Source organism: Streptomyces sp. BE20, from assembly GCF_036322525.1.
Classification (GTDB): Bacteria; Actinomycetota; Actinomycetes; order Streptomycetales; family Streptomycetaceae; genus Kitasatospora.
On record NZ_JAQYWW010000957.1, the window covers coordinates 82,094 to 97,404 of the forward strand.

A 15,311-nucleotide genomic window follows, 5' to 3' on the forward strand; every position below is an offset into this window, starting at 1 on the left:
CCGGCCGCGGGTGACCGGCCCGGCGGGTTGCGGGGTTCAGCCGGTCGCGGTCCGGCGCAGCTCGGCGGCGAGCACCGAGCCGATCCGGCCGATCGGCTGCGGACGGGTCATCGCGCCGTGCTCGCAGTCCACCGGGTGGTCGTGGACCGTCCCGGTGATGTGCGCCGCCCAGTCGTGGGCGGTCGGGTCGTCGGCCGACTTGTCCGCCGTGGCGGTGAAGAACAGCAGGTCGCCGTCGAACCGGCGGGGCGTGAACCGGCTCGCCAGGTCCAGGTTCCGGACGAACCCGCGGGCCAGGTCCACCAGTTGTCCGGGCGTCAGCTCGGCCAGCGGGCTCTGTCGCGCCCTGAGCAGGTCCAGCGCCCGCTCTGGCGTGAGCGCCTCAACGGCGCCAGTCTGCACCGGGTGACCTAGCGAGTCAAGAAGATCCGCCAGCGCCTGCTGATCATCCGTCAGGCCGTCCTGGGGGCGCGGAGCCGGGTAGCTGTCGAGCAGGGCCAGCAGCGCGACCTGCTCGCCCCGCTCGCGCAACCGGACGGCGATCTCGTGCGCGACCGTGCCGCCGAACGACCACCCCAGCAGGTGGTACGGACCCTCGGGCTGGACCTCGCGGATCAGCGCGAGGTACTGCTCGGCCATCTCGGCGAGCGTCGCCGGCGCGCCGTCCGCTCCGGCCAGCGAGCGGGCCTGGAGGCCGTACAGCGGGCGCTGGGGCTCCAGTTCGCGCAGCAGACCGGAGTACACCCAGGCGATGCCGGCCGCCGGGTGGACGGCGAACAGCGGCGGCAGGGTGCCCTCCGCGCGCAGCGGCAGCAGCGGGGCGAAGTCGTCCGACCGCGCGAGCGTCCCCGCCGCGCCGGCGGTGACCCGCTCGGCCAGCCGGGCGACGGTGGGCGCCTCGAACAGGGCGCGGATGCCCAGGTCGGCCCCGGTGGTCCCGCGCAGCCGGGCGATCAGCCGGGCGGCGAGCAGGGAGTGGCCGCCGAGGTCGAAGAAGCCGTCGTCGACCCCGACCACCGGGACGTCGAGCACCTCCGCGAAGGCGGCGCACAGCTCCTTCTCCAGCGCCGTCCGCGGTGCGCGCCCGGGCAGCGACGGGGCCGCGTCCGGTACGGGCAGGGCGCGACGGTCCAGCTTGCCGTTGGGCGTGAGCGGCAGGCGCTCCAGCTCGACCAGTGCGGACGGCACCATGTAGGCGGGCAGCGTCCGGCCGAGCGCGGCCCGGATCGCGGAGCCGTCCAGCGGGCCGGCCGCCGGGACGACGTAGCCGACCAGGCGCTGGTCACCGGGGACGTCCTCGCGCACCACCACGGCGGCGGAGACGATGTCCGGACGGCCGGTCAGCGCGGCGGCGATCTCGCCGGGCTCGATCCGGAAGCCGCGCAGCTTCACCTGGTCGTCGGCGCGGCCGAGGTAGACCAGCTGGCCGTCCGCGGTCCAGCGGGCGAGGTCGCCGGTGCGGTACATCCGGCTGCCGGGCGGGCCGTACGGGTCGGCGGTGAAGCGCTCGGCGGTCAGCCCGGGGCGGCCGAGGTAGCCGCGGGCCAGGCTGGCACCGGCGACGTACAGCTCGCCGGAGACGCCGGGGGCGGCCAGCCGCAGCTGCGGGTCGAGCACGTACGCCCGGGTGTTGGCGAACGGCCGGCCGATCGGCACCGCGCCGTCGGCCAGCGGCTCGCCGGGGGCGATCCGGTACTGGGTGCAGTTGACCGTCGCCTCCGTCGGCCCGTACACGTTGACCACGGTGGCGTCCGGGTGCCGGCGCCGCCAGTCGGCGACCACCGCGCCGGTCAGCGCCTCGCCGCCGAGCAGCAGTTCCCCGGAGGGCGAGAACGCGTCGGGCAGCGTGGCCAGCAGCGGCAGGTGGCTCGGGGTCGCCTTGAGGAAGGTCACCGGCTGCTCGGCGAGCGCGGCCGAGGTCAGCGGGTCCTCCTCCAGGGCGGCCAGGTGCACGCAGCCGCCGACCACCAGCGGGGTCCACAGCGCGGTCACCGTCAGGTCGAAGGAGACCGGCGAGTGCACCAGGGCCGCGCCGCCGGCGCTCGGGTAGTCGGCCGCCGTCCAGCCCAGGTAGTCCGCCACCGAGCGGTGCTCGACCAGTACGCCCTTGGGGCGGCCGGTGGAGCCCGAGGTGTAGATCACGTACGCGGGGTGGCGGGGCGTCAGCCGGCCGAGCCGGTCGGCGTCGGTCAGGTCAGTGTCCCGCTGGCCGGACAGCAGGCCGGTCACGTCGGGCCGGTCCAGCTCCCAGACCTCGGGGCCGTCGACGACCGGCAGTCCGGCGCCCACCTCCAGGGTGGTGAGCAGCAGGGTCGGTGCCGCGTCCTCCAGGGTGTAGGCGATCCGGTCCTCGGGGTGCGAGGGGTCGACGGGCAGGTACGCGGCACCGGACTTGAGGACCGCGAGCAGCGCCACCACCAGGTCCGCCGAGCGCGGCAGGGCCAGGGCGACCAGCCGCTCCGGGCCGGCGCCGCGCTCGACCAGCAGCCGGGCGAGGCGGTTGGCGCGGGCGTTGAGCTCCGCGTAGGTGAGGGTCTGCCCGGCGACCCGCAGGGCGGGGCGGTCGGGCGTCCGGGCGGCCTGCGCCTCGAACAGCTCGGGGACGGGCACGACGGGCACCGGCCGCTCGCCGCCGCTCCAGTCGTGGAGCAGCAGCTCGTGCTCGACCGGTTCCAGCACGTCGAGCCTGCCGACGGGCCGGTCGGGCGCGGCGACGGCCTGGGTCAGCAGCCGGATCAGCCGGTCGACCAGCCCGCGGGCGGTGGCGCGGTCGTAGAGGTCGACGTCGAACTGCAGGGTGCCGTCCAGTCCGGCCGCCGTGCCGTCCGGGTGGAAGCGCTCGCTGAAGTGCGCGGCGAGGTCGAACTTGGCACCGCTCTGCTCGGTGTCGTACAGCTCGGTGCGCAGGCCGGGCAGCTCGAAGGCCGGCTCGGCGTTGTTGTGCACCGTCAGCAGCACCTGGAACAGCGGGTGCCGGGCGGGCGAGCGGACGGGGTTGAGGGCCTCGACGAGGTGCTCGAACGGCAGGTCCTGGTGGGCGTAGGCGGCCAGGTCGGCCTCCTTGACCCGGTCGACCAGTTCGCGGAACGTCGGGTCGCCCGAGGTGTCGGTCCGCAGGACCAGCGTGTTCAGGAAGAAGCCGACCAGGTCGTCGAGCGCCTCGTCGGTGCGCCCGGCGATCGGTGTGCCGAACGGGATGTCCGATCCCGCGCCGAGGGCGCCGAAGAGGGTGGCGAGACCTGCCTGCAGGACCATGAAGAGGCTCGCCTGCTGCTGCCTGGCCAGGCGGGCCAGGGCGTCGTGCAGCGGGGCGTCGACCCGGAAGTCCAGGCCCTCGCCGCGGTGGCCGGCCACGGCCGGCCGGGGCCGGTCGGTGGGCAGCGCGAGCTCCTCCGGCAGGCCGTCCAGCGCCCGCCGCCAGTGGTCGAGCTGGCCGGCGAGCACGCTGCCCGGCCGGTCGGCGGCGCCGAGCACCCGCTGCTGCCAGAGGGTGTAGTCGGCGTACTGGACCGGCAGGGGTGCGAACCCGGGGGTCCGGCCGGCGCTGCGCGCGGCGTAGGCGGTGGCGAGGTCGCGGGTCAGCGGGGCCATCGACCAGCCGTCGGTGGCGATGTGGTGCAGGGTGAGCAGCAGGACGTGGTCCTGGTCGCCGAGGGCGAACAGGGTGGCCCGCAGCGGGATCTCGGTGGCCAGGTCGAAGGCGTGCGCGGCGGCGGCCCGGGCCGCGCCGGCGAGCCGGTCCTCGTCGGTCCCGAGGACCTCCAGGTCCGGGGCGGCGTCGGCGGGCGCCAGCAGGTGCTGTCGCGCGGTGCCGTCGTGGTCGGGGAAGACGGTGCGCAGGCTTTCGTGACGGTCCGTCAGGTCGGCCAGGGCGGCCCGCAGCGCCGCGCGGTCCAGCGGCCCCCGCAGCCGGAAGGAGAGCGGGATGTTGTAGGTGGCGTTCGGTCCCTCCAGCCGGTTGAGGAACCAGAGCCGGCGCTGGGCGAAGGAGAGCGGGACGACCTCCGGGCGCGGGCCGGCCGTCAGCGCGGGGCGGGCCTGTTCGGCGTCGCCGAGCTCCTCGGCGAGGCGAGCGACGGTCGGCGCCGCGAAGAGCGTGCGGATGCCGACCTCCACGCCCAGGACGGTGCGGATGCGCCCGGCCAGCCGGGTGGCGAGCAGGGAGTGGCCGCCGAGGTCGAAGAAGCTGTCGTCGATGCCGACCCGTGGCAGGCCGAGCAGGTCGGCGAACAGGGTGCAGAGCGCCTCCTCCTGCGGGGTGCGGGGCTCCCGGCCGGACACGGCGGTGCCGAAGTCCGGTTCGGGCAGCGCCTTGCGGTCGGTCTTGCCGCTGGGCGTCAGCGGCAGTGCGTCCAGGACCACGACGACGGTCGGCACCATGTAGTCGGGCAGGGCGCCGCCGAGGAAGGCGCGCACCTCCGCCGGGTCGAGGCCGGCGCCGGTGGCGGGGACGGCGTAGCCGACCAGCCGCTTGACGCCGCCGGCGCCCTCGCTGACGACCACGGCGCCCGCCGCGACGCCGGGGTGGCGGGCCAGTGCGGTCTCGATCTCGCCGAGCTCGATCCGGAAGCCGCGCACCTTGACCTGGTGGTCGACCCGGCCGAGGAACTCCAGGTTGCCGTCCGGGCGTCGGCGCACCAGGTCGCCGGTGCGGTACATCCGGCTGCCGGCCGGGCCGTGCGGGTCGGCGACGAAGCGCTCGGCGGTCAGGCCGGGCCGCTGCCAGTAGCCGCGGGCCAGGCCGGATCCGGCGATGTAGAGCTCGCCCGGCACGCCGACCGGGACGGGCCGCAGGCCGGCGTCCAGGACGTGGGTGCGGGTGTTCCAGATCGGGCGGCCGATCGGCGGGGCCTGCGGGGCGGGGCTGAGCGGGTCGCTCATGGTGGCGACGACGGTGGTCTCGGTGGGGCCGTAGACCTGCATCACGGTGCGGCCCGGGGACCAGCGCTCGACCATGTCGGCGGGCAGGGCCTCCCCGCCGACCACGAAGCCGCGCAGGGTGGGCAGGTCGCCGTCGGGCAGCGAGGCCAGCATCGGGGCGACCAGGTCGGTGTGGGTGACGCCGTGCCGGCTGATCAGGTCGTACAGCTCCTGGCCGGCGGCCTGCTGGTCCGGTCCGGGCACCACCAGGGCGGCGCCCGAGGAGAGCGTCATCACGATGTCGGCCATCGACACGTCGAAGCTGATAGAGACGACCAGCAGGAAGCGGCTTCCGGGGCCGAGTCCGAGCCGGTCGACGTGGGTGCCGGCCACCGAGGCGATGCCGCGGTGGGTGACCACCACGCCCTTGGGGCGGCCCGTGGAGCCGGAGGTGTAGATGACGTAGCCGGGCCGGTCGAGGGTGAGCGGCGCGGTGCGGTCCGCGTCGGTCGGGTCGACGGCCGGCTGCGACCGGTCCTCCTCCGGGTGGTCGAGGACGATCACCGGGCGGTCCACGGCGGGCAGCCGGTCGGCGACGGCCCCGGTGGTGAGCACCAGCGCCGGGTCTCCGTCGGCCAGCATGTACGCGATGCGGTCGGCCGGGTAGCCGGGGTCGATCGGCAGGTAGGCGGCGCCGGCCTTGGCCACGCCGAGCAGTCCCACGACCATCTCGACCGAGCGGGGCACGGCGAGCGCGACGAACTGCTCGGGGCCGACGCCGAGGCCGATCAGGCGGTGGGCGAGCCGGTTGGCCCGTTCGTTGAGCTCGCGGTACGAGACCACGGTGTCGCCGAAGACCACGGCGTCGCCGTCGGGGGTGCGGGCCGCCTGGGCCTCGAACAGCTCCGGCAGGGTCGCGGCCGGGACCTCGCGGGCGGTGTCGTTCCAGTCGTGCAGCAGCAGCCGCCGCTCGTCGGTGCCGAGGATCTCCAGCTCGCCGATGCGGCGGCCGGGGTCGGCGACCGCGCTCTCCAGCAGGCGCAGCAGGTGTCCGGCGAACCGCTCGGCGGTCCCGCGGTCGAACAGGTCGGCGCTGTACTCGACGACGCCCTCGATCCCGGCCGGCAGGCCGTCCGTGCCGCGCCGCTCGACCAGGTCGAGTGCGAGGTCGAACTTGGCCAGCCCGAGCGGGACGATCTCGGCGCGACCGGTCAGCCCCGGCAGGTCGAGTTCGGCGGTGAGGCTCTCCTGGAAGGCCAGCATCACCTGGAACAGCGGGTGGCGGGCCAGCGACCGGGCCGGGTTGACCAGCTCGACCAGCCGCTCGAACGGCAGGTCCGGGTGGGCGTACGCGGCGAGGTCGTGGGTGCGGACGCGGTCCAGCAGCTCGGTGAAGGCCGGGTCGCCGGAGGTGTCGGTGCGCAGCACCAGGGTGTTGACGAAGAAGCCGACCAGCTCGTCGAGTTCGTCGTCGGTGCGGGCCGCGATCGGGCTGCCGATCGGGATGTCCTCGCCGGCTCCGAGCCGGGTGAGCAGGGTGGCCAGCGCGGTCTGGAGCAGCATGAACACGGTGGCGCCGTTCTCCCGGGCCACCTCCTGGATCCGGCGGTGGAGCCCGGCGTCGATGCGCAGCGGGACGGTGCCGCCGCGGTAGCCGGCGACCGCCGGGCGCGGCCGGTCGGTGGGCAGGTCGAGCTGGTCGGGCAGGCCGTCCAGCGCGGTGCGCCAGAAGCCGAGCTGCTGGGAGAACGGGCTCTGCTCGTCCTCCTCGGAGCCGAGCACCTCGCGCTGCCAGAGCGTGTAGTCGCCGTACTGGACGGGCAGTTCGTCCCACTGCGGGGCGGAGCCCGCCGTCCGGGCCGCGTAGGCGCGGGAGAGGTCGCGGGTGAGCGGGGTGGTGGACGGGCCGTCGGCGGCGATGTGGTGCAGGACCAGCAGCAGCACGTGTTCCCGCTCGCCCAGGGCGTGCAGGTGGGCGCGCAGCGGGATCTCGGTGGCGAGGTCGAAGCCGCCGGTGGAGGCGGCGTGCAGGTCGCCGGCGAGGGTCTCGCGGGTCGACGCCCGCTCGTGCAGCCGGGGGCGGGCCTCCTGCGGGTCGAGGACCCGCTGGTACGGCTCGCCGTCGAACTCCGGGAAGAGGGTGCGCAGGGCCTGGTGGCGCCCGGTCACGTCGGCGAGCGCCGCTTCGAGCGCGGCCCGGTCGAGCGGCCCGTCGAGGTGCAGCGCGATCGGGATGTTGTACAGCGGCGAGCCGCCCTCGAAGCGGTTGAGGAACCAGAGGCGGCCCTGCTGGTAGGAGAGCGGCAGCCGCTCGGGTCGCTCGTGGCGGCGCAGTGCGGGGCGGGCGCCGGCGGCGCCGGCGAGCCGTTCGGCGAGGCCGGCCACGGTCGGCGCCTCGAACAGGTGGCGGATCTTCAGCTCGGCGTCGAACAGGGCCCGGATCCGGCTGATCAGGCGGATGGCGAGCAGGGAGTGGCCGCCGAGGGCGAAGAAGCTCTCCTCCAGCGGCACCGAGGGCAGGCCGAGCACCTCGGCGAACAGGCCGGCGATCAGCTCCTCCTGGACGGTGCGCGCCGCGCGGCCGGCCCGGGCGCCCTGCTCGTCCTCGTGGGCGGGGGCGGGCAGGGCCTTGCGGTCGAGCTTGCCGTTGGGCGTGAGCGGCAGCCGGTCGAGCAGCAGGACGGCGCCGGGCACCATGTAGTCGGGCAGCTCGGTCGCGGCGTGCCGGCGCAGCTCGGCCGGGTCGGGGCCGGTGGCGTCCGGGGTGTCGGCCGCGGCGGGCACCACGTACCCGACGAGCCGCTTGTCGCCGGGCCGGTCCTCGCGGACCAGGACGGCGGCCTGCGCCACGCGCGGGTGGGCGGCGAGCACGGACTCGATCTCGCCGAGCTCGATCCGGAAGCCGCGCAGCTTGACCTGCTGGTCGACCCGGCCGAGGTAGTCGAGGTGGCCGTCGGCCGTCCAGCGGGCGAGGTCGCCGGTGCGGTACATCCGGCTGCCGGGCGGGCCGTACGGGTCGGCGGTGAAGCGCTCGGCGGTCAGTCCGGGGCGGCCGAGGTAGCCGCGGGCCAGGCCGTCGCCGGCGATGTACAGCTCACCGGGGACGCCGGGGGCGGTGAGGGCGAGGTTGCCGTCGAGGAGGCGGATGCGGGTGTTGTGGACGGGCCGGCCGATGACGGGTGCGCCGGGGCGCCCGTCCAGTGCCGCCGAGGTGGACCAGACGGTGGTCTCGGTGGGGCCGTACATGTTGCTGACGCCGGCGGACAGTTCGCGCAGCCGGGCGGCCAGGGCGGGCGGCACGGCCTCGCCGCCGACGAGGACCCGTACCCCGGCGAGTGCCTGCGGGTGGGTGGCGATCAGCGCCTGCCAGAGCGAGGGGGTGGCCTGGGCCACGCGGACCCGCTCGGTCGCGATCAGTGCGGCGAGCGCGGCCGGGTCCTGGACGGTCTCCTTGGCGGCGACCACCAGCCCCGCGCCGGCCAGCAGCGGCAGGTACATCTCCAGTGCGGCGATGTCGAAGGCGACGGTGGTGACGCCGAGCAGACGGTCGTCGGCGGTCATCGGGAACTGCTCGCCCATCGCGGCCAGGAAGTTGCCGAGCGCGGAACGGGGCACGACGACGCCCTTGGGGCGGCCGGTGGACCCGGAGGTGTAGATCACGTACGCCGGGGTGGCGGGGTCCACGGTGATGCCCGGGGACGTCGTGGGCAGGTCGGCGAGCCGGTCCTCGCGGTCGAGGAGCAGCCGGGGCACGACGCCGTCGACGGGGGTGTCGGAGGTGGTGACGACCAGGGCGGGGGCCGCGTCCCGGAGCATGTAGGTGATCCGCTCGGCCGGGTAGTCCACGTCCAGCGGCAGGTAGCCGGCGCCGGTCTTGAGGACGGCGAGCAGCGCGGTGACCAGGTCCGCGGTCCGCGGCAGGGCCAGCGCGACGAACTGCTCGGGCCGCACGCCCTCGGCGATCAGCAGGTGGGCGAGCCGGTTGGCGCGCTCGTCGAGCTCCCGGTACGTCAGCCGCTCGGTGCCGGCGACGACCGCGAGCGCGTCCGGGGTGGCCCGGGCGACGGCCTCGAACTGCTCGGTCAGGCTCTGCGCGGGCAGGGCGCGGCCGGTGTCGTTCCAGTCGTGCAGCAGCCGGTCCCGCTCGTCGTCACCGAGGACGTCGAGGCCGCCGAGGCGGCTGCCGGGGTCGGCGACGACGGCCTCCAGCAGCCGGCGCAGCCTGGTGAGCAGCAGTTCGACGCTCGACCGGTCGTAGAGGTCGAGGCTGTACTCGGCGACGCCGGTGATGCCGCCGCCGGGCCGCTCCTCGCAGTACAGCGAGAGGTCGAACTTGGCGGCGTCGAGGGCGACCTCGACCGGCTCGGTGCTGAGGCCGGTCAGTTCGTGGTCGGCGTCGGGCGTGTTCTGCAGGGCCAGGAAGACCTGGAACAGCGCGTGGCGGGCGAGCGAGCGGGTCGGGTTCAGCGCCTCCACCAGCCGTTCGAACGGCACGTCCTGGTTGCCGTAGGCGGCGAGGTCGGTGTCGCGGACGCGGCGCAGCAGCTCGGTGAAGGCCGGGTCGCCGGAGGTGTCGGTGCGCAGCACCAGGTTGTTGATGAAGAGGCCGACCAGGCCGTCCAGGGCCTCGTCGGTGCGGCCGGCGACGGGGCTGCCGATCGGGATGTCGGTGCCGGCGCCGAGCTTGCCGAGCAGGGTCGCGAGGGCGGCCTGCAGCACCATGAACAGGGTGGCCTGCTCGGAGCGGGCGAGTGCCAGCAGCCCGCGGTGCAGCTCGGCGTCCAGCTCGAAGGGGACGCTCTCGCCGCGGTAGCTCGCCCGGGCCGGCCGGGGCCGGTCGGTGGGCAGTTCGAGCTGGTCCGGCAGCGCGGCCAGCGCCTGGCGCCAGTGGTCGAGCTGCCGGGCGTACGGGCTGTCCGCCTCGTCCTCGGAGCCGAGCGCCTCGCGCTGCCAGAGCGCGAAGTCGACGTACTGCGCGGGCAGTTCGTCCCAGCGCGGGACGTCGCCGACGGTCCGCGCGGCGTAGGCGCGGGCCAGGTCGTGGCGCAGCGGCGCGATCGACCAGCCGTCGGCGGCGATGTGGTGCAGCACCAGCAGGAGGACGTGCTCCTGCTCACCGAGCTCGAACAGCTCGGCGCGCAGCGGGGGTTCGGCGGCGAGGTCGAACGGGCGGGCCGCCGAGGCGGTCAGGGCGGCCGCGAGGCCCGCGGCCGGGACCGGCGTGACCGGCAGCCCGGGGGCGGCCTCGGGCAGCACCAGCTGGTAGGGCTCGCCGTCCCGGGCCGGGAAGAGGGTGCGCAGCGCCTCGTGCCGGGCGGTGACGTCGGCCAGCGCCGCGGTGAGTGCCGCCCGGTCCAGCGGGCCGCCCAGGCGCAGGGCGACCGGGATGTGGCCGGCGGCCGGGTTCTCGTCCATCCGGCTGAGGAACCAGAGCCGCTGCTGGCCGTAGGAGAGCGGCGGGTGTACGGGCCGCGGGCGGCGGCCCAGCGGGGCCCGGGCGGTGGCCGCGCCGTCCAGTTGCAGCGCCAGGGCCTCGGGCGTGGGCGCGTCGAACAGCGCGCGGACGCCGAGCTCGGCACCGAAGGCGGTACGGATCCGGCTGACCAGGCGGGTGGCGAGCAGGGAGTGGCCGCCGAGGGCGAAGAAGTCGTCCTGCACGCCGACCCGGTCGACACCGAGCACCTCGGCGAACAGGTCGCAGAGCAGTTCCTCGGGCAGGCCCCGGGCGGCCCGGCCGGGGCCTGACCCGGCCTCGGCGGCGGGCGCCGGCAGCGCCTTGCGGTCCAGCTTGCCGTTCGGGTTGAGCGGGAACGCCTCCAGCACCACGACCGCGGACGGCACCAGGTGGGCCGGCAGCCGCTGCGCCAGGACGCGCCGCACCTCGTCGGGCCCGGCGGTGCCGGTCACGTAGCCGACCAGGCGGCGGTCGCCGGGGCGGTCCTCGCGGACCGTGGCGACGGCCTGGGTGACGCCGTCGACTCCGGCCAGTTCGGCCTCGATCTCGCCGAGTTCGATCCGGAAGCCGCGGATCTTCACCTGGTGGTCGAGCCGGCCGAGGTACTCGACCTGGCCGTCGGCCGTCCAGCGGGCGAGGTCGCCGGTGCGGTACATCCGGGTGCCCGGGGCGCCGTGCGGGTCGGCGACGAACCGCTCGGCGGTCAGCGCGGGGCGGCCCAGGTAGCCGCGGGCCACGCCGTCACCGGCGATGTACAGCTCGCCGGCGACACCGGCCGGCACCGGGCGGAGCCCGGCGTCCAGCACGTAGACCCGGGTGCGGCGCAGCGGCCGGCCGATCGGCGGGGCGGCGTCCACCGCGCCGGTGCCGTACCAGGCGGTGGCGTAGACGGTGGCCTCGGTGGGGCCGTAGATGTTGGCCAGCCGGTCGGCGCCGAGGGCCGCCGCGATGTCGGTGGCGGCCTGGGCGGGCAGGCCCTCGCCCGCCAGGACGACGGTGCCGGCCCTGGCGTCCAGGTCGCCCTGGGCGACCAGCTGGGCGAGCGCGGAGGGCACGCCGCTGATCAGCGTGGCGGGGCGGCCGCCGCGGTCGGCGAGCGCGAGGAGGTCGGGCAGCACCTCGACGGTACCGCCGGAGAGCAGCGGTCCGAACAGCTCGAACACCGAGACGTCGAAGTTGAGCGAGGTGGTGAGCAGCACGTGCGCGAGGCGTTCCGGTCCGAACTCCTCGCGCGCCCAGGCCGCCAGGTTGGCGACCGAGGCGTGCTGGACCACCACGCCCTTGGGGCGGCCGGTGGAGCCCGAGGTGTAGATGGCGTACGCCGGGTGCTCGGGCCGCAGCGGCACCTGCGGGTCGGTGTCGGGGCGGGCGGCGGCGAGGCCGGGCTCGTCGAGGAGCAGCGCGGGCACCCCCGTGTCGGGCAGGTCGACTCCCCCGACGGTCAGCACGAGGGCGGGCCGGGCGTCCCGGAGCAGGTAGTCGATGCGCTCGACCGGGTACTTGGGGTCGACCGGCAGGTAGCCGGCGCCGGCCTTGAGGACGGCCAGCAGGGCGACCACCGCGCGCTCGTCCCGGGGCAGGGCGAGGGCCACGAACTGCTCGGGCCCGACGCCGCGGTCGATCAGCTCGTGGGCGAGCCGGTTGGCCCGGGCGTCGAGCTCGGCGTAGGTGAGCCGGCGGTCGCCCGCCAGGACGGCGAGGTGGTCGGGCGTCTCGGCCGCCTGGGCCCGGAACAGCGCGGGCAGCGTCCGGTGGACCACCGGCGCGTCGGTGTCGTTCCAGGTCTCCAGCACCCGGTGGCGCTCGGTCGCGGAGAGCACCGAGACCTCGGTGGTCCGCTGCTCCGGGTCGTCGGCCAGCGCGGTCAGCAGCCGGACCAGCCGCTCGCCGAGCCGGACGGCCTCGGCGGGGCTGAAGCTGTGGGTCTGGTGGCTCAGCCGCAGCCGCAGCCGCTCGCCGGGGTGGACGAGCAGGGCCAGCGGGTAGTGCACGGCGTAGCGGCTGTCCACGGCGGCGCCGGTGCGGTCCCCGGGGAAGCTCTCGAAGACCGTCAGGGTGTCGAACAGCTCGCCGTGGCCGACCAGTTGCTGGATCTCGGCCAGCCCGGTGTACTGGTGGGCGGCCATCGCGGCCTGCTGCTCCTGGAGCCCGGCCAGCAGCGCGGACAGGGTCTGCCCGGGTGCGATCCGGACGCGGACCGGCACGGTGTTGATGAACAGGCCCACCATGCCCTCGATGCCGGGCAGTTCGGGCGCCCGGCCCGACACGGTGGCGCCGAACACCACGTCGTCGCGGCCGGTGAGCCGGGCCAGCAGCAGCGCCCAGGCGCCCTGGACAGCGGTGTTGAGGGTCAGCCCGCGGGCGCGCAGCACGCCGTCGAGCCGGTCGGTGAGCGCGGCGGACAGCTCCACCCAGTGGTCGCAGGGCAGTTCGTCGGCGATGCGGGCGCCGGCGGCGCCCGGGGCGAGCAGGACGGGCTCCTCCAGCCCGTCGAGCAGGGTGCGCCAGGCCTCCCGGGACGCTTCCTGGTCGCGCCCGGTGAGCAGGGCCAGGTAGTCGCGGTAGGGGGTGACCGGGCCCGGCTCGGCGCCGGCGAGCAGCGCGGACAGCTCGTCCAGCAGTACCGGCAGCGACCAGCCGTCGACCAGGATGTGGTGGAAGGTCAGGGCGGCCCGGCGGCCGCGCGGGCCGAGCTCGGCGACGGCGATCCGCACCAGCGGCGGCGTGGAGAGGTCGAATCCGCGCCGGCGCTCGGCGTCGAACAGCTCGGCGGCCTTGCGCGGCGCGTTCGGGCCGACGTACTCGACGACGGTGAACTCCGGATCGGCGCCGGCCGGGACGAACTGGACGGGCGGCTCCAGGTCGTCGTGGGCGAAGCCGGCCCGGAGGTTGGGGTGGCGGTCCAGCAGCCGGCCGACCGCGGTCCGCAGCGCCTCGGGCTCGGCGTCCAGCTCGAAGACCAGCTGGACCGCGTAGACGTCCAGGGCGCCCTTGGAGTACTCGGCGTGGAACAGCAGGCCCTGCTGGAGGGGGGAGAGCGGCCAGAACTCGACGGCGTCGGGCTGGACGGCGCGCAGCCGGGCCAGCTGGGCGGCGGGCGGCTCGGGCAGGGCGGGCAGCGCGAGGGCGGCCTCCTCGGCCGGCTCCCCGGCGAGGGCGGCGAGGGCCGCGACGGTGCGGTGGGTGAACACGTCGTGCTGGGTGAGCGCGAACCCGGCCCGGCGGGCCCGGCTGACCAGCTGGATGGCGCGGATCGAGTCGCCGCCGAGGTCGAAGAAGTTCTCCTCGACCGAGAGTTCCGGCAGGCCGAGCAGTTCGGCGGCCAGGTCGTGCAGGATCAGCTCGGTGGGCGTGCGCGGAGCGGCCCGGACGGTGTCCGGCGCGGCGGCGGGCGCCGGCAGGGCCTTGCGGTCCAGCTTGCCGTTCGGCGTCAGCGGGAAGGCGTCGAGCAGCACGAACGCGCTCGGCACCATGTACTCGGGCAGGGCTGCGGCGGCGGCCTCGCGCACCGCGGCGACGTCGACGACGCCGTCCGGCTCCGGCACCAGGTAGGCCACCAGCCGCTTGCTGCCGGGCCGGTCCTCCCGGGCCAGCACGGCGCACGCGCCGACGCCGGGCCGGGCGTCCAGCACCGCCTCGATCTCGCCCAGTTCGATCCGCAGGCCGCGGATCTTCACCTGGTGGTCGGCGCGGCCCGCGTACACCACCGCGCCGTCCTCGCGCCAGCGGGCGAGGTCGCCGGTGCGGTACATCCGGGTGCCGGGCGGCCCGTAGGGGTCGGCGACGAAGCGCTCGGCGGTCAGTCCGGGGCGGCCGAGGTAGCCGCGGGCCAGCTGGACGCCGGAGAGGTAGAGCTCGCCGGTCTCGCCGATCGCGGTCGGCCGCAGCTCGGCGTCGAGCACGTGCACCCGGGTGTTCCAGACCGGCCGGCCGATCGGGACGGAGAGCTCGCCCGGCTCGGGGACGCACTCCCAGAAGGTGACGTCGACGGACGCCTCGGTCGGCCCGTAGAGGTTGTGCAGCGGCACGCCGGGCAGCAGGGCCCGGAAGCGGGCGGCGAGTTCGACCGGCAGCGCCTCGCCGCTGGCGATCACGCGGCGCAGCCCGGTGCAGCCGGCGGCGGCGGGCTCGTCGACGAAGGCCTGGAGCATCGACGGGACGAAGTGCACGGTGGTGACCCGGCGTTCGCGGATCAGCTCGGCCAGGTAGGCCGGGTCGCGGTGTCCGTCCGGGCGGGCGACCACCAGCACGGCGCCGGTGATCAGCGGCCAGAAGAACTCCCAGACCGACACGTCGAAGCCGGACGGGGTCTTCTGGAGCACCCGGTCGTCCTCGGTCAGGCCGTACGCGGCCTGCATCCAGTGGAGCCGGTTGACGATGCCCTCGTGCGGGACGACGACGCCCTTGGGGCGGCCGGTGGAGCCGGAGGTGTAGATGACGTACGCGGCGTCGGCCGGGCTCGGGGCACCCGGACCGCCGTGCGCCCCGACCGGTGCTCCGGTGGACGCCCCGTCGGGAGTCCCGTCGGTCTCCGGGAGCTCGTCCAGGACGAGGGTCGGGACGCCCGCCCCGGCCGGGTGGCCCACGGTGCTGTGGCTGAGCAGCAGCACCGGCGCCGCGTCGTCGAGCAGGTAGGCGATCCGGTCGGCCGGGTAGTCGGGGTCGACCGGCAGGTAGGCGGCGCCGGTCCTGAGCACCGCCAGCAGGGCGACCACCAGCTCCACCGAGCGCGGCACGGTGAGCGCCACCAGCCGGTCCGGGCCGGCCCCGTGCAGCCGCAGACGGGCGGCCAGCCGCTCGGCTCTGGTGTCGAGTTCGGCGTAACTGAGCTCGGTGTCCTCGAAGATCAGCGCGGTGCGGTCCGGCGTACGGGCTGCCTGGTCGGCGAGCAGCCCGGTCAGGGTCGCCGACGTGCCGGGCAGCTCCTGCGCGGTGTCGTTCCAGTCGGCTGGGGCGATCCGGCGCCCGGCCGTGTGCTGCCCAGTCATGTCTTCCC

At 75.7% G+C, this 15,311-nt stretch carries 1 protein-coding gene; it reads right to left on the minus strand.

Going from position 1 to position 15,311, the window contains the following annotated elements:
• Positions 1-36: 36 nt before the first annotated feature.
• Positions 37-15,303 carry a non-ribosomal peptide synthetase gene (locus PUR61_RS24080; RefSeq protein ID WP_329881457.1) on the minus strand — a complete coding sequence of 5,089 codons (15,267 nt, stop codon included), beginning with the start codon at positions 15,301-15,303 and terminating at the stop codon, positions 37-39.
• Between the last annotated feature and the right edge of the window lie 8 nt (positions 15,304-15,311).